Source organism: Cochlodiniinecator piscidefendens, assembly GCF_011326755.1.
GTDB classification, from domain to species: domain Bacteria; phylum Pseudomonadota; class Alphaproteobacteria; order Rhodobacterales; family Rhodobacteraceae; genus Cochlodiniinecator; species Cochlodiniinecator piscidefendens.
Window position 1 is genome coordinate 16,964 of record NZ_JAAOIE010000005.1, and the last position, 18,215, is coordinate 35,178.

Genomic DNA, 18,215 nt, shown 5'->3' on the forward strand with positions numbered 1-18,215 from the left:
GGGCTTTTTACATCTAGAAAAGCAGATGCTTATTTTTCAGCGGCTTTTTTCGCGCGGTCTTTAACCGGTTTCCAAAGCGATTTGTTTGTCAGGTACAGCAGTACAGACAGAACACTTAGGAAAATAACACCGAGGAAACCTGCAGATTGGCGCGCCATCATGTGCGGCTCAGCGGTCCACATCAAGAATGCAGCAACATCTTCTGCTTCGTGGTGAAGTGAGTTTGAATGGCCGTCGGCATATTCAATATCATCTCCAAAAAGTGGCGGCGCCATAGAAATCCACCCACCTGGGAAGGCAGTGTTTTCATATAGTGTTGTACCCGCTTGGGTTTTGGTTTCGCCAGTGTATCCAGTCAGAAGTGACGCGATGTATTCTGGTCCGCCCATACCGTAAACGATTTGGTTGATACCAAGACCTGCAGGACCGTGGAAGCCAGCGCGTGCTTTGGCCATTAAGGTCAAATCAGGTGCGCCAACACCATCGTTTACTGGGAAGTTATCAGCCGGGGTTGCCGGGCGAAAATCATCAATTGCATCGTCATACACTTCGAACTGCTCAGCATACGCACGCGCCTGTTCTTCTGTGTAATCTGGGCCACCTTCATCCGCGAGGTTGCGGAAATAAAGATACTGCAGCCCGTGACAAGAAGAGCAAACCTCAGTGTAGACTTGCAGACCACGTTGCAACTGATGCTGATCAAACGTACCGAAAGGACCTTCAAAAGAGAAATCGAAGTCTTCGATATGCTGTTCGCTGTCACCAGCTGCCATTGCGCCACCGGCCATAAGGCCGAGAGCAGCAACTGCGGAGATTGTGAGTTTTTTGATCATTGTCATTGTCTCTTACTCCGCTGACGTTTCGGACTTGCCGTAGTGGGCATTAAAGTCGTCTTCGATTGTGTCAGGCGTCGCGTCTGGTTTTTCGATCACACCCAAGAGTGGCAAGATCACCAAGAAATACGCAAACCAGTAGGCTGAAGCGATCAAGGAAATCCAGTCGTACGGGAATTCAGCAGGACGTGCGCCGACCCACATCAATACGAAGAAATCGATGACCAATAGCGCGAAGTACCATTTGAACATCGGGCGGTAACGGCCTGAACGTACAGATGATGTATCGAGCCAAGGTGCCAATGCCATCACAGCAATCGCGCCAAACATGGCAAGAACGCCGAAGAACTTCGCATCCACAATGCCGCCAGTGATGGCCGAAACCAATTGCACAGCCCAAACATCGGCAGTGAACGCACGCAGGATCGCGTAGAACGGCAAGAAGTACCATTCAGGAACGATGTGTGCAGGCGTAACCAGAGCATTCGCAGGGATGTAGTTATCTGGGTGGCCAAGGTAGTTTGGCATAAAGCCGACAACCGCCATGAACACAGTCAGAATTACAGCCAGCGCGAACAGATCTTTGATCACAAAGTAAGGCCAGAACGGAAGCGTGTCTTTTTCTGCTTCTGCTTTGCTGGATTTACGTGGGTCAACACCGGTTGGGTTGTTGTTGCCGGTGGTGTGGAATGCCCAGATGTGGACAATCACGAGGCCTGCAATCACGAATGGTAGCAAATAGTGAAGAGAGAAGAAGCGGTTCAAAGCAGGTTGCCCAACAGCGCCAGCGCCCAAGAGCCAAGCCTGAAGTGCTTCGCCAATCCCAGGAATCGCACCGAACAGACCTGTAATAACCGCGGTACCATGGAAGGACATTTGGCCCCAAGGTAGAACATAACCCATAAAGGCTGTGCCCATCATCATCAGATAGATCAACATGCCGATGATCCATGTGATTTCACGCGGTGCTTTGTATGAACCGTAGTAAAGACCACGGAAGATGTGCGCATACACAGCAACAAAGAACAAAGATGCGCCGTTCATATGGAAATAACGGATCATGTGTCCGCCATTCACATCGCGCATGATGTGTTCAACTGACGCAAACGCCAGATCAACGTGTGGTGTGTAGTGCATCACCAAAACAATGCCTGTTACGATTTGCATCGCGAGGCAGAAGGTGAGAACGATTCCCCAAATCCACATCCAATTCAAATTTTTGGGCGTTGGGATCATCAATGTGTCATAGAGGAGACCCACGATAGGAAGGCGTGAGTCGATCCATTTTTCGATGCCTGTTTTAGGCTCGTAGTGATCGTGCGGAATACCGGACATATCTTACTCCCTTATCCCAGCTGGATCGTTGTATCGTCGACAAAAGAGGCGACAGGAACTTCAAGGTTCTGTGGCGCAGGACCTTTGCGGATACGACCAGCGGTATCGTAGTGCGACCCGTGGCAAGGGCAGAACCAACCGTGGAAATCGCCTGCGCCATCACCAATTGGAACACAACCCAGGTGCGTACAAATACCCAGCATGACCAACCATTCACCAGATTCATCTAGCGTACGATTTTCATCAGTAGCTGGGAGACCTGGGTGGTTTTCATTGCGGTCAACCGGATCGATCAGTTCGCCTAGATCAACTTCGCGCGCCAGTGCGATGTCTTCTTCTGTACGGTGACGGATAAAGACAGGTTTCCCCTGCCAGTTTACAGTCAACTGTGTACCGGCATCAACGCCTGAAATATCCACTCGGATAGATGCCAATGCGCGTACATCTGCGCTGGCATTCATCTGATTTACGAGAGGCCAAACTGCAGCACCGGCGGTAACCGCCCCTGCGCCAGCCGTCGCGTAATATAGGAAATCGCGGCGTGTGCCTTCGTGCTCTTCTGCGTGGGACACGAGATATTCTCCCTTTACGGCACCAATGGTGCCCATACGACTTTGAGCCGAGCAAAAAGCTCAGCCTTACCGGCGGGTGTTTAGCCGCACCTGCACGATCAGTCCAGAAGACAATGGCGCGCAGCGAAAAAATATGCGGTTATGTCGCAACAAACACAACCCAAGCGTTGCGTCCTGCAGAGATCTTGTTCGGTGCGACCCCACCAATTGCGCATTATGCAGACCGAATCTTGAGATGCAACGCGGCAAATTTGCCTAATCAGAAGAATCTGATGCAACATTGTGATGCAGTGTGAACCCACAGCCCTAAAACGTTCGAAATTGGTAATGAAACCGCAATATATTTGATATGTTGCTGACTGTTTTGACCCAGTTGTTTCGAACGAGAAGACAGTCGTTGTTTCGTTAAGATTCGTCTGCTATCCAGCGATCAAATCAATGGTCAAGGCAACGTGTAAATTGGTTAGCAAAGCATCAGTTTAGAATGGCGTGCTTAATGCGGCACCAACAACAAGACAGCGTAGGTCGCTGTTGATTAGAGCAACAGTAGAAACAAGGCCCCGTGGCTCAACTGGATAGAGCAGCCCCCTCCTAAGGGGCAGGTTATTGGTTCGAATCCAATCGGGGTCACCAAAACTGCCAATAAATACAGGGTATTGCACCCTATTCGTTTGCCTGCTTTGCAATATCATGCAGGATTTTGCGGCTTCTGTACGTGAACATGTAAAGAACACCGGTACAAAACCCGTACAGCCCGACCCAATGTTCGCAGGATCTTTCAGGCACCATGAACGGAAAAATCCCGGCTCGGCGGCAACCGAAACCGGGATCAATTCAGATACGAAAGCTTCCAGCCTTCTTCCGAACGATAACTTAGAAGTAGCCACTAAGGCAAACGACAATCAGTTTTCCGGTCCGATGATGGAGACTGCAGCATGAGCGCGACCACCACTCATCAGGGCCTTCCAGAAGGGATGCAGCCATTCGCACTCTTAGAGATTATCGAAAGCCTAAAGCCCGAGCTTGGCTTGATCGATTAAGATATCACGTACTTGAGGTGGGTCTTCCGACATTTGAAACGCACAGACTTCATCGCAGGTCGGATCTGTGCCGTTTGGATGTCTGTTGCGAACCTTGCGCGTGAGCTTGGCGTCAGTCCTCGCAAGATACATCGGATAGAAGAGCGTCTTCAAAGATGTGGAATAATTTTGAAGGCTAGGCGAGCTTCGCACTCTCTTAACAAGGCGCCATAAAGTAAGCATCCTTCTACTCGCGGCTCATGCCTAGCAAGCCGTTCTCTGGAGGTTTTGATACACTTATTCGTAGAAACTCGCGGGATTTTTAGTTTTCTGGCTTAGGTCCGTATCTCAAAACTCGCGATAAAGGGCGAGGTGAGTTTGGGTTTTACGTACTGCATCCAATGAATAAATTGCTTCAAGGTGGTGCTTGAGGTCTTCGTTTTCCATTTTTGCGAAAATCAAGGTGAAGTCAAAATCCCCAGCAATACCGTAACAGCCGATCACCTGTGGCATGGCACGCAGTTGCGCCATAAGTTCGTTGCTTCTGTTACGCACTTTTAACTGGATCATCACAACGGCGCCCACGTCGCTGTCGCGGGTATGGCCGGGTTCGTCAATTGTATAGCGCTGAATGCGACCGCTGCTTTCTAATCGATCCACGCGCGCCTGAACGGCTGTGCGCGACCGTCCGACACGCTGAGCAAGTGATGTGACTGGAATACGGGCATCTTGCCGTAACTCGGCTAAAATCAACTTGTCGATATCATCGGGCATCTTTTGTCCTGAGTGTATAGGCAATTTACCTATGCAATAGGCATTTTCCCTAAGACTTCAAGCATATTGCAAAGTGACCCATGGGGCTACACTCGGCATAGTGTGGAGATGACACAGTTTTCAAACATCCCGCTTGCCGCGCGTGTACAAGATTTACAGGCCTCTAAAATTCGTACCATTGCAGAGTTGGGCATGGGCGAAAAAGACGTGTTACCTCTTTGGTTTGGGGAAGGTGCATGGCCCACGTCTCCCTTCATTGTTGAGGCTGCAGTTGCTGCCTTGCAAGGTGGGAACCACATGTATCAGCCTAACAACGGAGCTATGGCGCTACGTGAAGAGATCGCACGCTACAGCAATAATCTGTTTGGCTCTGATCTGGATGTGCGGCGGATTACGGTGACGCCATCGGGAATGCAGGGGCTGATGTTAACGGCGGGTTTGCTGACTTCGCCCGGGGATCGCGTTGTCGCAATCAGCCCAGGGTGGCCGAATATCAACGGAGCATTTGCGGCGCAGGGCGCACAAATCGACACCGTGCCCTTGTTGGTGAAAAATGGCCGCTGGCATCTAGATCTGGACCAATTGCTCGGGGCGTTGACGCCCGGCACTAAGGCCGTAGTGATTAACTCGCCAAACAATCCAACGGGATGGATAATGCCCGCCGAGGATCAGCGCGCTGTGTTGGCACATTGTCGTCACCACGGCATATGGATCGTGGCCGACGATGTTTATTCGCGCCTGTCGCGCCACGAAAATGTGGCCCCCTCGTTTTTGTCGATTGCATTACCGGGTGATTTGCTGATTTCAGTGAATTCCTTTTCCAAGTGCTGGTCCATGACAGGATGGCGGCTTGGGTGGATTGTCGCCCCCGCATCGTTAGAAGAAAAACTCGGCCAATTGACGGAATTTAATACTTCTTGCACAGCGGGGTTTGTACAGGAGGCCGGGCGGATCGCCTTGCGGGATGGTGAGGCCGAAGTGGCCGATCTACGTGAACGTATTCGGATCGGCTATGAAATCACCTCTCAAAGTTTGGCCCAGTTTGAACAGGTTGAATTCATCAAACCTGATGGTGCTTTTTATTGCTTTTTCCGGGTGCGTGGCCTGACTGATAGTTTTGAGGCCGCAAAAAAGATCTTATCTGAAACCAAGGTTGGTCTTGCACCCGGGGTTGCATTTGGCCCCGAAGGCGAAGGGAGTTTACGTTTATGCTACGCGCAGCCCGAAGATCGCCTGACCGAAGCTTTTGCGCGTCTTGCCCCTTTTTTGAATAGCTAAGAACGGAAACGAAATGCCCCAAATCCTGAACCTAGAAGGGAAAACCGCCCTGATTACGGCTGCGGGCCAAGGAATTGGTCGCGCCAGTGCAGAGCTTTTCGCCGAAGCCGGCGCCAAAGTCTTTGCGACAGATATCAATGAGGCGGCGTTGGAACAGCTTGAGATGATCGCTGGTGTTACGGCGCTGCATCTGGACGTCACGGAAGCCTCGGCAATTGAACGAACCCTGTCGCGGATAGGGGCGTTGGATGTCTTGTTCAATTGTGCGGGGTTTGTTCATGCGGGATCTATTTTGGATTGCCCAGAAGAGGATTGGGATTTTGCTTTTGAACTCAACGCTAAGGCCATGTACCGCCTGACCAAAGCAGTGCTGCCGGGCATGTTGGAAAAGGGCAAAGGTTCGATCATCAATATGTCGTCCGTAGCGTCTTCGATTAAAGGAGTGCCAAATCGCTTTGCTTATTGTGCGTCAAAGGCGGCGGTTGTGGGGCTGACCAAATCTGTTGCTGCTGATTTCGTAACACAGGGCATTCGGTGCAACGCCATATGCCCCGGCACGGTCGATAGCCCTTCTCTACATGATCGTTTGCGGGCAACTGGCAATTATGACCAAGCGATGTCCGAATTCATTGCGCGCCAGCCGATGGGGCGGGTAGGAGATGCGGATGAAATTGCCAATCTTGCGCTCTACCTTGCCTCTGACGCGAGCGGATTCACAACGGGACAAACCCATGTCATCGACGGTGGCTGGTCCATCTAAGGGAGAACACTATGAAACTTTTACGCTTTGGCCCTAGGGGGCAGGAAAAACCTGGTATTCTCGATGAGGATGGTCAGGTCCGAGATCTGTCCAGCGTTGTCAGTGATATTTCGGGCTCAGCTCTGTCCGATGAGGGCTTGGAGAAAATCCGCTCGACGGATTTGTCAACTCTGCCCGTGGTTCAGGTCGATCGTTATGGTCCATGTGTGGGGCAAGTTGGTAAGTTCATTTGCATTGGTTTGAACTATTCCGATCATGCCGCCGAAAGTGGCATGGAGGTTCCCCCAGAGCCGGTCATTTTTGCCAAAGCAACCAGCGCAATATGCGGCCCTAATGATAATATCGAAATCCCGCGCGGATCATCCGCAACAGATTGGGAGGTTGAGCTGGGCGTGATTATTGGCAAAGAAACCAAATATGTGGACGAGGCAAATGCGTTGGACCACGTGGCGGGCTATTGTGTGATCAACGATATCTCAGAACGCGACTTTCAAATCAAACGATCTGGACAGTGGGTGAAAGGTAAATCCGCAGACACCTTTGGCCCCATTGGGCCCTGGTTGGTTACGCGCGACGAAGTGATCGATCCGCAAGCTATGTCAATGTATCTTGAGGTCAACGGTAAGCGCGTCCAAGACGGGAGTACTGCCACAATGGTGTACGGCGTTGCTCATGTGGTGAGCTATCTGTCGCAATTTATGAGTCTTCAGCCGGGCGATGTGATTTCAACGGGCACACCCCCAGGCGTTGGCATGGGGCAAAAGCCGGAGCCCGTTTACTTGAAACCAGGTGATAAAATGGAGCTGGGCATCGAAGGGCTTGGTGTGCAGCGCCAAGGGGTCGTACAAGGTTGATCCATGTGCTTTGGTCTGCGTATTGGATACCACCCAATACGCAGGCAGCCTGTTAATTCGCATCAGGTATTAATTTATATTTTAAATCTCTCCGCCTAAGATTGACGCTTCTGTCTATTGCACGTGCATTCTCGTTTTTTGGCAAAGAGTTAGATGTTTACCCATTCCTTAGATGTAATGGGATGGTTCATTTACACCATACGAATGACGTCTTTATCAATCGAGAGCATATACCCACGCCGGGCGATGTTTTTGACCAGCAATTCGCTGACCATTTGATTTCCAAGCGAGTCGCGCAATCGTTTGATCCGGGTGGCACCGGCGGCTTCTTCGCAATCTGATGAGGGGCGACCAGAAATCATCCCTTCGATTTCCGCGCCAGAAAGAACATCTTCGTCCATGCGGGCTTCGGCTAAGACAGATATTGTTTCGATCGCAGCTGGGGTCAGTTTGAATTCCATATTGTTTAGATAAACAGTATTTTCTTCGCGGCTGATCATGAGTGAAGACACCTGAATACCAGCGCGCTCAACCTCAGAAATACGGCGGTTTAGCACGATAATTGTGACCAAAAACACCAAGGCCGTGACCATTAGTGCGGTTGCAAAAACCAACAGGACAAAAATCACGATGCGATAAGACGTCAGAGTTTCGGAAAATGCAGTACCTGACTGCGCTAAGATTTCGAGCAGCTTGATATCTGCAAAGGCCGTGAGATCAGCGTTTTCAACGAACAATCGTTCGACGCGATTGTTAAATGCGTTGGCGTCCGGAAGATTGAGGAACAGAAAAACCGCAGTCAAAAACAAGATCGCAACAATCGCGATTATGCCTAATACGACGGTGCGGTTTCCGTGCAGCTTTGCTGTGTTTATCATGTCGTTCTGTCCTTCGCCGACTGATATGTCATTTCGGGCTTTGTGCGATCTTAGCGCGATATAACTTAATAGCGAAGGTAGTAATCCCCGGCCTCTCCGCTACGTGAAGCGAGCCCGGAAGAATCAAAAACAGATACGACATCCAGCAATTGCCAACCGCCTGCATTGATGCGCCCGGCGATCACGGATGCAGCTGCCGAAGTTGAGCATGCGCTATCGGGTATTTGGATAACGCCATAATGCAGCCGAAGCGGGCTTTCCTGCTTGGCTTTGTAGTCCGCGTAGCATTCAGCAGACGCGGGAGCGGCGGCCAAAAGTGCGAAGGCAAGGATCAGATATTTTTTCATATCCAAAACATGAGGAAATCGGGAACGATATTCAATAACAATCCAGTTTTTATGCGCTGTTATCTCATAACTTTCGGTCGATATTGTTTAGCCGAAACAGGTTGGCGCAATCTTGGTTCATCGCAAAGAAACATCAATGCACCTGACCCAGGAGGACATCCAAATGACCAAGAGTTTTATTTCAGTCGTACTCGCCGCAGCCTTAACAATAACAGGTTTTTCCGCAGTGCCGGCCCGCGCTGATGCTGAGGATATTGCAAAAATTCTACTGGGCCTTGGGCTTATCGCGGGGATCGCAGCGGCAGTTGATAATGACAATGATCACGTTACAACGCCGCGTCCTACACGCCCCCGGACAGGGCACCCGCGTCCTCGTCACAACAATCGCGTGACACTACCAGAACGCTGCTTGCGTACCTACTACACGGACCGAGGTCAACGCCAAGGTTTTGCCAATCGGTGTCTGCGCCGCCACGCGCCACGTGTGAACTTGCCAGCGCGTTGTGAACGTGAATGGCACACCGATCGCGGCTGGCGCACGGCCTACGGCCTACGCTGCATGCGCAACCAAGGTTTCCGTGTTTCACGTCGCTAACTGATTTCTCATAGACGCGTTTCCGGTCCCTTCCTTACGCGTCCAAACTGGCGGGTTGCTTCGGCACCCGCCCTTTTTTATGCTTTGTTGCTAAGGAATTTAACTATACAGATTTTAAGAAAATATGAGTGTGTAAGGGTGACGTTGATTGACTGGAGACGATGAAAAAACAATTCGCCGTATACTGAAAGTAAATCATGCAGGTGAGCATGGGGCGATCAGAATTTATAAGGCCCAGCTGTGGGTCGCACGCCGTCTCTATCCTGATATCGTTGGTTTTCTCGACGAAACGCTTCATCATGAAATAGAGCATTGCGCATTGTTTTATGCGAAAATGCCGACGCGGCAGACGCGTCCATGTCGTGTTATGTCTTTGTGGGCATACGGTGGATATTTACTTGGTTTTGCAACGTCGCTCTTTGGGCGGCAGGGTATTTGGGTTTGTACGGCGGCTGTCGAGGAAACAGTTCATCGGCATTTGTTGGAGCAATTGGATTTTTTGAAAGACAAAGACCCAGACTTAGCCGCACTTATCAATTCGATTAAAGATGAAGAGCTTCATCACCTTCACCATGCCGAAGCAAATATCATAGCCAAAACGCCGTTCACACGAGGGGCCATTCGGCTAATTTCTAACGTCACCGAAATTTTGATTTGGCTGTCAACTTGGGGTGACTCAACTCGGATGAAAGCAGAGCTCGCTCATCGTGGTTAAATGTTTGAATGCGGGTTTCCAATTGCACGCAGTAAAAATATCCGCTTTCAACGAGGTATGACAAAAACACATCCTGATTACAGTTTTGAGCTGGCCGCACAGGCCAATGGTGCCGCGTGTATTGCGGGGGTCGATGAGGTTGGGCGGGGGCCTTTGGCCGGGCCTGTGACAGCAGCAGCTGTTATTCTGGATCCTGCGCGTATCCCTGAGGGCCTGAACGATTCAAAGAAACTGACCGCAAAGCGGCGTGAAGCAATTTATGCCGAGTTATTAGAGGTCGCAGAGGTTTCAGTTGCGCACGCGTCGGTCGAAGAGATTGATGAACACAACATTTTGCGAGCGTCCCATATTGCTATGGTTCGGGCGATAGCCGGACTTTCGACATCTCCTGACCATGTTTTGATCGACGGCAATATGATTCCGCGCGGGCTTGAACTCTCGTCTGAGGCGATTGTCAAAGGTGATGGGCGGTCGGTTTCGATTGCAGCGGCCTCAATTGCGGCGAAAGTGTGTCGAGATTATGTCATGTTGTCTTTGGCGCAACAGTACCCAGGTTATGGTTGGGAGACCAACGCCGGATATGGGTCGAAAAAGCACATGGAAGCGTTGCAAAATCTTGGCGTGACCCCACATCATAGGCGTTCGTTTAAGCCGGTACACAATATGTTGTATCAAGGTTAATTCGTAGTTCATTGATTTAATAAACAAATTGACGCGGAATCCGGAATGACTCATCCTTAGCCTTAATAAACGAAGCGCAAAGACGCTCGACCTATGAGGCAGTACATGGCTATTAAAACACAGACAAAAGGGGCTCAACAGCTCCCTTTGAACCAGATTCTTGACGGTGATTGCATCGAAATGATGAACTCATTGCCTGAGAATTCTATCGACCTGATTTTTGCAGACCCACCCTACAATCTTCAGTTGAAAGGTGATCTGCACCGCCCAGATAATTCCAAAGTGGATGCGGTTGATGACCACTGGGATCAGTTTTCTTCATTCGCAGCTTATGATCGTTTTACCCGAGACTGGCTCAAGGCTGCGCGCCGGTTGCTCAAGCCGAATGGCGCTATTTGGGTGATCGGCTCATATCACAATATCTTCCGTGTTGGTGCTGCCATGCAGGATCACGGCTTCTGGATTTTGAATGACGTCGTTTGGCGTAAATCCAACCCAATGCCGAATTTCCGCGGTAAGCGTTTTACCAATGCGCATGAAACCATGATTTGGGCGTCTAAAGATGAAGGTGCAAAATATACCTTTAATTATGAGGCTCTGAAGGCATTGAATGAAGGCGTTCAAATGCGTTCTGATTGGGTTCTTCCGATTTGTAATGGTGGCGAACGCCTCAAAGACGAAAACGGTGATAAAGCGCATCCAACGCAAAAACCGGAAAGCTTGCTGCACCGTTTGCTGGTTGGTTCTACCAATCCTGGCGATGTCGTGCTTGACCCGTTCTTTGGCACCGGCACGACTGGCGCAGTTGCGAAAAAACTGGGCCGTGATTTCATCGGTATTGAACGCGAAGAAGCCTACCGTAAAGTTGCTGAAAAACGTCTTTCTAAGGTTCGTAAGTTCGATAAAGAATCCCTGCGTGTCACCACATCCAAACGTGCAGAACCACGCGTGCCATTCGGCCAATTGGTCGAACGCGGAATGCTGACGCCCGGTGACGAGTTGTTGTCAATGAATGGTCGCCACCGCGCTAAAGTACGCGCAGACGGCACTTTGATCGGAAATGATGTCAAAGGGTCAATTCACCAAGTCGGCGCTGCGTTAGAAGGCGCTCCTAGCTGCAATGGCTGGACTTACTGGTGCTACAAGCAGGACGGCCAGCGCGTGCCGATTGACCTGTTGCGCCAACAGATTCGCGCCGAAATGGCCGATCGCCCAAATTAATAGAAATAAACCCTTGGGGGTAAAACGCCCCCAAGTAAAAGTTTACCGCCGGTGCCTGTAGCCTGACTATACGCACTTAACTTCCCCGCCGTGCTTATCGGCGGGGCTTTTTGGTGTTAACGGGGCGGTGGGTTCGTGCCGGTTTTGTAGGCTGACCAATCTTTGATGTGTGGATAGCGGTCTGCACGCCACTTACGCACACGTGGATTCATCTGCCTGCGCCACAACGGTGGGATCATCGCGGCGGCAGTCATGACAGGATACCCGTATGGCAACTGGGGCGCTTCGTCTGCGGTATAGTTTTGCAAGAGAGGAAAGCGCCGGTCAGGTTTATAATGATGATCTGAGTGACGCTGTAAGTTAATCAGCAGCCAGTTTGATGCTTTATGTGCAGCATTCCAACTGTGGTGCGGTTTAACATGTTCGTATTTACCGTCGCCTAAATGCTCCCGCGTCAGCCCATAGTGTTCAACATAGTTGGTGAGTTCGAGCTGCCAAATCGCGACGAGGGCTTGCCATGCAAACAGGGTGATGCCGACCCAGCCACCGATCAGGTAGGCCAATAAGAGAGCAGAAATTTGCAGTACCCCGTAGCGCCAGAAGGGGTTGGATGAATGAAATGGGCCAACCTTTTTCCGAGCCAGCATGGCTTTCTCAGCGGCCCAAGCTGACCCAAGGCTTTCGCGTAGAACACGGACGAAAAAGCGGTGAAAACCCTCATTGTAGCGGGCGGTTACCGCATCGCGTGGGGTGGCGACATACCGATGATGCACGAGCAAATGTTCTGTTCGAAAATGGCTGTATAGAACGGTGGCCAACAATAGGTCCCCCAGCCAACGCTCTACTTTGTTCTTTTGGTGCATTAATTCGTGGCTGTAGACGATGCCGACTGTGCCGGAGCTAACGCCCACTCCAAAAAACAAAACGACCTTTTCCCAAGTGTCGAGGTGGGTTGTATGTGTTGTCCACCAGAGCATTCCGTAAATGATGCAGAATTGTAGTGGAAACCATAGCAGCGTAATCAACCGGTACCAAAATAAGTCTTCGTCTTTGGTTTCGGGATCAGCATTTTCAAGATTCAGGCCAGTCAAAAAATCCAATGCGGTGAATAATCCCCACGTACTGAGCGGGAGTAAAAAGACCGTCCATCCGCCGTAAATCGCGCCAAGTAGGGTGACGGGAACAACGGCTAAAGACAACCAAAACGGCAGTGCACTTACGAGTCGTTTGGTCCTATCCGCAGGGATCATTGCGATTTCTCGGTTTTTAGGGCAGCAAGTTGCTGATTTTGGGCCAATTCATAGGCCTTGCGCATCACCGTAGGCAGTGCTTTTGCGCTAAAGTCTGCAAGTGGAACAAAATCACCCTGCAACGAGGCTGCGTTTTTTGAAACATTGGCGCTCAGAACCGTTAGGATCAAGTGAAAATGAGTGAACGTATGTCGCACTTGTTGGTTTGAGGTACGCCAATCTGCGTCAATCGGTGGATTTGGAATTGGATCTTCCTCCCACACGCTTCCGGGCCAGCCGAGTGTACCGCCAAGAAGCCCTTTGTCGGGGCGACGCTCAAGTAACCACGCGCCGTCCTCGCGTTGAACAAGGTAGATGTACCCGTGTCGTGTCGGTTTCGGTGCTTTGGGTGTTTTCTTTGGTAACTCTGCCTGAATTCCTGTTTTACGGGCTTCGCATGGGTTGAGTAGTGGGCAGATAACACAGCTAGGAGATTTGGGTGTGCAAATGGTTGCACCTAAATCCATTACAGCTTGTGCGTGATCACCTGAACGCGCTTGAGGCGTTAGCTTTGCAGCCAATTCGGTTAATTCTGGCTTGGCCGCCGGAAGGGGAGTCTGAACGGCGTAAAGCCGAGACATGACGCGTTCAACATTTCCATCTACGACGGTTGCAGCATTATCGAAGGCAATTGAAGAAATGGCGGCCGCAGTATACGGGCCTATACCGGGCAATTTAAGAAGCTCAATGGTGTTGTCGGGAAATTGCCCGTCAAAATCCGAGGCAACCATGCGTGCGCATTTTAGTAAATTGCGGGCGCGGGCGTAATATCCTAGTCCTGCCCATTCGGCCATGACATCACCATCATCAGCGTTTGCTAAGTCCGTAACAGTTGGCCAACGTGTGGTGAAGCGATTGAAATACTCTTTTACGGCCGCCACTGTGGTCTGTTGTAGCATGACCTCGGACAACCACACGCGATAGGGGTCTGGGCGCTGGCCCTTTTTTCGCTCAGTGGGGCCGATACGCCAAGGCATGCTGCGCGCATTGGCATCATACCAGTCCAGAAGGGCATTCATTACATATTGTTCACGCAAATTCGCGCCTTTCTGTTCTCTTCTGACTGGCGCATGTGCCACCCTCTGGTAGAATAGGACGTGAAAGGTCGAATGAACAGATGGCGAGTCAAACCAAATCCTTCCCCTATAAGCGAAAGCGCAGCCGCGGTTTTACACAGACCTCTTCGCTGCTGCAAACGCGGATTCGCAAGGCCAGCGAAAGCCGAGGGTTTGGCGAATCGCGTGTGTTAACGCATTGGGTCGAAATCGTTGGTGATGATATCGCTAAGATGGCTCGCCCGGTTAAAGTGGGTTACGGACGGGGCGGATTGGGCGCAACCCTGACGTTGCTTACGACGGGCGCATTTGCGCCTATGCTGGAAATGCAAAAGGAACGCATTCGAGAGAAAGTGAATGCCTGCTACGGATATGCAGCGATTTCCAAAGTGCGCATTACCCAAACGGCCCCTACTGGATTTTCCGAAGGGCGCGTGTCTTTTGATCACGCCCCAAAAGCAGAATTAAATACACCTGCGCCTGAAGTTTTACGGGCAGCAAGTGACGCGGCAAGTGATGTCCAAGACAACAGCTTGCGCCTGGCACTCGAAAGCTTGGGCGCAAAAATACTTACAAAGAACAAACCTTAGGAAAGAGATGACCATGGATCGCAGATTTATTCTTACGGCAGGTGTTGCCGCTGTTGCTGCCGGTGGTGCTTACTTGACAACCCGTCCGTCGCAATCAACTGGACCGGGGCTTGGCGCTGTGAATGCACAGGAGGCCGCAGATATCGATACCTCCGCTATTGTGGACATGACTGTTGGATCGCCTGATGCGCCAGTCACAATGATTGAATATGCATCTTTGACATGCCCGCATTGTGCAAATTTCCATGAAAATGTATATCCGAGCCTCAAGCGCGATTACATTGATACCGGCAAAGTGCAGTTTATATTCCGGGAAGTGTACTTCGATCGTTTCGGCCTTTGGGGCGCTATGATTGCCCGTTGCGGCGGAGAGTTGCGTTATTTTGGGTTGATCGATGTGATGTTCCAAGAGCAGCGCGATTGGCTGGCTGGTGGTGACCCCACTGGCGTTGTTCAAAACCTTCGTGCTATTGGCCGTCGTGCAGGTATCACTGATGACGAATTGACGGCATGTCTTGAGGATACGGATACGGCGCAAGCAATGATTGCGCGTTATCAGGAAACTGCGACAGCTGACGATATCAACTCCACTCCATCCTTTGTTATCAATGGAACCAAATATGGCAACATGAGCTATGGGGATCTAAAAGGTGTGCTGGACGGAGAACTCGGCTAAAAAATTGTTGTCTTGACCAAAGCCCTTCTGAATTTCAGAAGGGCTTTTTACATGTGCTTTTGGTTTAGAATGTGTCCCAAGGAAGCGTTAAAAGCTGCCCAATCTTCTAACTCTAGCCGAACAGGGACGGTCAGCACTTTTTGACGGAATGCATCCGGTAGGCGTACTGCGTCCTTTTCCGTGGTTACCAATTGCGCACCCAATAAGTTGGCTTCAGTTTCGAGCCGCTTGATCAGCGTTTCTGTCAATGGTTGATGATCGCTAAGCCCTTCTGCGCGTTGGATGTCGGCCCGCATTGCACGTAAAGTCGAGAAGAACTTTTCAGGATGGCCTATACCCGCAAAGGCAAGCACACGTAGGCCTTCAAAATTCATGCCAGTTTGAAGAGGGCGTAGCGACCCTTTCAGATGCGGGGTGGTGATATGGTCTGACCAAACCTCGACAAAGTTCTTTTGGGCGCTGTTTGATCCGATTGACAGCAATAGATCAGCACGCTGCATTCCTGTTTTTACAGGTTCCCGTAGCGGTCCGGCAGGGATAACGCGACCATTCCCAAACCCCTTCGCTGCGTCAACGACAACGATGGACAGATCTTTGTGCAAGCTGGGGTTTTGGAACCCATCATCAAGGATGATGATGTCGGCCCCGGCTGCTTGCGCGGACTTTCCCCCATCAGCACGGGATTTTGACACCCAAGTCGGGGCAAACGCCGAAAGCAGTAGGGGTTCATCGCCTACGTCCCGCGCAGTGTGTTGGCCTTCGACGACTTTCACGGGGCCGGACAATGTACCACCATATCCGCGGGACACGATATGTGGGGACATGCCTTGCGCTTGGAGGTGTTGAATAACTGCGATTGCCGTCGGAGTTTTCCCGGTACCTCCTGCGTTGATGTTGCCGACGCAAATAACCGGGATGTTTAACTGGAGCCCAGTTTGTCGAACGCGTCGCGCCGTCGCACGTGCGTAAAGAGCGCCGAGAGGGCTTAGTAAACGTGCCTTTAGTCCTGGTTTGTTTCTATCGTTGAACCAAAAATGGGGGGCCTGCATCATTCTGTTCCACTTTGATCAAGGGCATCCATCATAGTATCCAACAAAGCGTCTGATAATTCAGCACCTTCCGTAGCGATCATCCAAGCGGCCTGTGCCATCTCTGCGACGACATCCGGTGCCATGAGTTGGCCAACCATCTTGGCGAGTCCTTCTTGGTGATGCACAACACGTGCAGCGTCTGCCTTATCTAACTTGTCGTATATGAGTCGATGGTCCCCGATCCATGGGCCGTGCAAGATAGCGGAACCCAATGCGGCAGCTTCGCAAGGATCGACCCCGCGCAAGCCGCGTTTAACGCTTTGTCCAAGAAAGGATATAGGTGAAAGGCGATACCACAGACCAAGTCCTTCGTCGGTATCTGCGATGAAAATTTGACATTCATCACCAGGGGTTTTTTCGACTGAGCGCTGGGCTGTTAGAAAACCAAGGGCCTCCGCCTCTTTACGGAGCGCGTTGCCAGCTTCTGGATTCGGAGCGGCGATTATGAGCAGTAATCTATGAGCTGTTCGAAGGGCCATGCGATGCGCAGCAAGAACGGTGTGAACCTCGTCTTCAGCACAATGCACAGCGAGCCATATCTGTCTTGAAAGTGTTGCTTCGGATAGCGCTTCGCGGTCGGCTTCGTTGCAGGATTGAGGAATGATTCCAGGTTGCAATCGACCCATAAACTCGGATTTCAATTCGACATTTTGGGTATTCGCATAATACTGGATTGCGCGTTCCGACATTGGAAAAACTGTAAATCCTTTTTCCGGCAAGGTCGGTTTTGGGGCGAAGGTCCTGTTCAAGAAACCCTTTGGTATAGGCGGTGGGACACCATCCAACACGATTTGCGGAATATTACGATCATTTAACCATCGTGAACCTGATGGCGAACGTATAAATCCTGCCCAGATTGCAATGGTAGGCGCACATTCAGTTAAAAACTCGGATGAAATTTTATTATCAAGTAAAAGAGCTGTCGGTGCCTTTAGAAGAAAAGCATCGCGTGTATCTGGGGTCCAGTGAACGCAGCCTTCTGCGCATGTGAACCTGAGCTGTATAGGTCCCCATTCGTCAAGAATACGGTGACATACACTTGTGATGGCCCGAGCTTGGGTCGGGGTTTCAACGTGACACCAAACTGTCGGAGTTTCAGGATGTGTTAACGGTGTTGAGGGTGACGCGGTCGTTTGATCAGGCGGTTTGCCTAACAGCTTTCGATATTTGGCAAACTGCCCTGAAATTGCTTGTCTTAACACCATATTGACGGAGCTTAACCGAGTTCTTCGGTCGCGGATGCTGCTAAGTTTTCGTCACGAAGACGGTGTATATGAGCGATAAAATATCTCATATGTGCATTGTCAACAGTGCGCTGCGCTTCGGCTTTCCAAGCATTGTAAGCGGTGTCATAGTCGGGAAACATGCCAACGACATGAATGTCGGCAACGTCTTTAAATACGTTCTTTGTCGGGTCAATCAATTCGCCGCCAAAAACAAGGTGAAGTCTTTGTGTCATGAGAGGTACTTTCCGGATTTTCTGGCAAGGTACTGGATATTCTCAACCGGGAAAAGGCCTGCTTCAAGTTTGAGTGTTACAAAGATTTCTTGATCAATTGATCGCTTGCGCGCACCATTGGAAATGGGGATTCCCCGAAAATTTATTAAAAACAACTGACTGGAGGAAAATACATGACAGAGAAAGATAAAAA

General features: G+C 50.6%; 20 protein-coding genes and 1 tRNA gene. 10 read left to right on the forward strand and 11 right to left on the reverse strand.

Annotation, left to right across the window (positions count from 1 at the left end):
* Window positions 1–29 precede the first annotated feature (29 nt).
* From G9C99_RS13405 to petA, 3 genes are read right to left on the reverse strand one after another with little or no spacing between them, the layout of a single operon-like run.
* Window positions 30–833, reverse strand: coding sequence for a cytochrome c1 (locus G9C99_RS13405; protein WP_166418236.1), 804 nt, complete (start codon window positions 831–833; stop codon window positions 30–32).
* 12 nt (window positions 834–845) lie between these two features.
* Window positions 846–2,168 (reverse strand): cytochrome b, encoded by a 1,323-nt coding sequence (petB, locus tag G9C99_RS13410; RefSeq protein ID WP_166418031.1) that lies wholly within the window; start codon window positions 2,166–2,168, stop codon window positions 846–848.
* 11 nt (window positions 2,169–2,179) lie between these two features.
* Window positions 2,180–2,740 (reverse strand): ubiquinol-cytochrome c reductase iron-sulfur subunit, encoded by a 561-nt coding sequence (gene petA, locus G9C99_RS13415; RefSeq protein WP_166418032.1) that lies wholly within the window; start codon window positions 2,738–2,740, stop codon window positions 2,180–2,182.
* 556 nt (window positions 2,741–3,296) lie between these two features.
* Between petA and G9C99_RS13420 the strand changes: the two genes are divergently transcribed.
* A tRNA-Arg gene (locus G9C99_RS13420) sits at window positions 3,297–3,373 on the forward strand.
* Between the two features lie 734 nt (window positions 3,374–4,107).
* On the opposite strand, the gene G9C99_RS13425 is transcribed toward G9C99_RS13420, so the two are convergent.
* Window positions 4,108–4,533: an Lrp/AsnC family transcriptional regulator gene (locus tag G9C99_RS13425; protein ID WP_166418033.1), complete on the reverse strand. Its 426-nt coding sequence runs from the start codon at window positions 4,531–4,533 to the stop codon at window positions 4,108–4,110.
* 108 nt (window positions 4,534–4,641) lie between these two features.
* Here G9C99_RS13425 and G9C99_RS13430 point away from each other — a divergent pair, with 108 nt between their 5' ends.
* The 3 genes from G9C99_RS13430 to G9C99_RS13440 are packed head-to-tail and all read left to right on the forward strand — an operon-like array spanning window position 4,642 to window position 7,425.
* On the forward strand, window positions 4,642–5,811 hold the full coding sequence (locus G9C99_RS13430; protein WP_166418034.1) for a pyridoxal phosphate-dependent aminotransferase: 1,170 nt from the start codon (window positions 4,642–4,644) through the stop codon (window positions 5,809–5,811).
* 13 nt (window positions 5,812–5,824) lie between these two features.
* Window positions 5,825–6,571 (forward strand): SDR family oxidoreductase, encoded by a 747-nt coding sequence (locus G9C99_RS13435; RefSeq protein WP_166418035.1) that lies wholly within the window; start codon window positions 5,825–5,827, stop codon window positions 6,569–6,571.
* 11 nt (window positions 6,572–6,582) lie between these two features.
* On the forward strand, window positions 6,583–7,425 hold the full coding sequence (locus tag G9C99_RS13440; RefSeq protein WP_166418036.1) for a fumarylacetoacetate hydrolase family protein: 843 nt from the start codon (window positions 6,583–6,585) through the stop codon (window positions 7,423–7,425).
* A 191-nt stretch (window positions 7,426–7,616) separates the two neighbouring features.
* On the opposite strand, the gene G9C99_RS13445 is transcribed toward G9C99_RS13440, so the two are convergent.
* Both G9C99_RS13445 and G9C99_RS13450 read right to left on the reverse strand, forming a co-directional pair.
* Window positions 7,617–8,303: a winged helix-turn-helix domain-containing protein gene (locus tag G9C99_RS13445; protein ID WP_166418037.1), complete on the reverse strand. Its 687-nt coding sequence runs from the start codon at window positions 8,301–8,303 to the stop codon at window positions 7,617–7,619.
* 65 nt (window positions 8,304–8,368) lie between these two features.
* Window positions 8,369–8,650, reverse strand: coding sequence for a hypothetical protein (locus tag G9C99_RS13450; protein WP_166418038.1), 282 nt, complete (start codon window positions 8,648–8,650; stop codon window positions 8,369–8,371).
* A gap of 163 nt (window positions 8,651–8,813) precedes the next feature.
* On the opposite strand from G9C99_RS13450, the gene G9C99_RS13455 reads away from it, so the two are divergent.
* From G9C99_RS13455 to G9C99_RS13470, 4 genes are all read left to right on the forward strand, one after another.
* Window positions 8,814–9,245: a hypothetical protein gene (locus G9C99_RS13455; protein WP_166418039.1), complete on the forward strand. Its 432-nt coding sequence runs from the start codon at window positions 8,814–8,816 to the stop codon at window positions 9,243–9,245.
* A gap of 148 nt (window positions 9,246–9,393) precedes the next feature.
* Entirely contained in the window at window positions 9,394–9,960 is a 567-nt protein-coding gene (locus G9C99_RS13460; protein WP_166418040.1) for a demethoxyubiquinone hydroxylase family protein, read from the forward strand.
* Window positions 9,961–10,017: 57 nt separating this feature from the next.
* Window positions 10,018–10,641 carry a ribonuclease HII gene (locus G9C99_RS13465; protein ID WP_166418041.1) on the forward strand — a complete coding sequence of 208 codons (624 nt, stop codon included), beginning with the start codon at window positions 10,018–10,020 and terminating at the stop codon, window positions 10,639–10,641.
* Between the two features lie 105 nt (window positions 10,642–10,746).
* Window positions 10,747–11,862 (forward strand): site-specific DNA-methyltransferase, encoded by a 1,116-nt coding sequence (locus G9C99_RS13470; RefSeq protein ID WP_166418042.1) that lies wholly within the window; start codon window positions 10,747–10,749, stop codon window positions 11,860–11,862.
* A gap of 116 nt (window positions 11,863–11,978) precedes the next feature.
* Here G9C99_RS13470 and G9C99_RS13475 read toward each other — a convergent pair whose 3' ends face one another.
* Both G9C99_RS13475 and mutY read right to left on the reverse strand, forming a co-directional pair.
* Window positions 11,979–13,112, reverse strand: a complete 1,134-nt coding sequence (locus G9C99_RS13475; protein ID WP_166418043.1) for an alkane 1-monooxygenase — start codon at window positions 13,110–13,112, stop codon at window positions 11,979–11,981.
* A complete protein-coding gene (gene mutY / locus G9C99_RS13480) occupies window positions 13,109–14,170 on the reverse strand; it encodes an A/G-specific adenine glycosylase (RefSeq protein ID WP_166418237.1) in 1,062 nt (353 codons plus the stop codon). The genes G9C99_RS13475 and mutY overlap by 4 nt, the downstream gene beginning before the upstream one ends.
* 98 nt (window positions 14,171–14,268) lie before the next feature.
* Here mutY and G9C99_RS13485 point away from each other — a divergent pair, with 98 nt between their 5' ends.
* Window positions 14,269–14,796, forward strand: a complete 528-nt coding sequence (locus G9C99_RS13485) for a DUF721 domain-containing protein (protein WP_166418044.1) — start codon at window positions 14,269–14,271, stop codon at window positions 14,794–14,796.
* A gap of 13 nt (window positions 14,797–14,809) precedes the next feature.
* Complete coding sequence (locus G9C99_RS13490; protein WP_166418045.1) at window positions 14,810–15,472, forward strand: DsbA family protein; 663 nt, start codon at window positions 14,810–14,812, stop codon at window positions 15,470–15,472.
* Between the two features lie 47 nt (window positions 15,473–15,519).
* Here G9C99_RS13490 and lpxK read toward each other — a convergent pair whose 3' ends face one another.
* The 3 genes from lpxK to G9C99_RS13505 all read right to left on the reverse strand — a co-directional run bounded on the left by lpxK (window position 15,520) and on the right by G9C99_RS13505 (window position 18,022).
* On the reverse strand, window positions 15,520–16,521 hold the full coding sequence (lpxK, locus tag G9C99_RS13495; protein ID WP_166418238.1) for a tetraacyldisaccharide 4'-kinase: 1,002 nt from the start codon (window positions 16,519–16,521) through the stop codon (window positions 15,520–15,522).
* Window positions 16,521–17,252 carry a 3-deoxy-D-manno-octulosonic acid transferase gene (locus G9C99_RS13500; RefSeq protein WP_166418046.1) on the reverse strand — a complete coding sequence of 244 codons (732 nt, stop codon included), beginning with the start codon at window positions 17,250–17,252 and terminating at the stop codon, window positions 16,521–16,523. Before G9C99_RS13500 ends, lpxK begins: the two co-directional genes overlap by 1 nt.
* Before the next feature lie 527 nt (window positions 17,253–17,779).
* Window positions 17,780–18,022: a DUF4170 domain-containing protein gene (locus G9C99_RS13505; protein ID WP_166418047.1), complete on the reverse strand. Its 243-nt coding sequence runs from the start codon at window positions 18,020–18,022 to the stop codon at window positions 17,780–17,782.
* Between the last annotated feature and the right edge of the window lie 193 nt (window positions 18,023–18,215).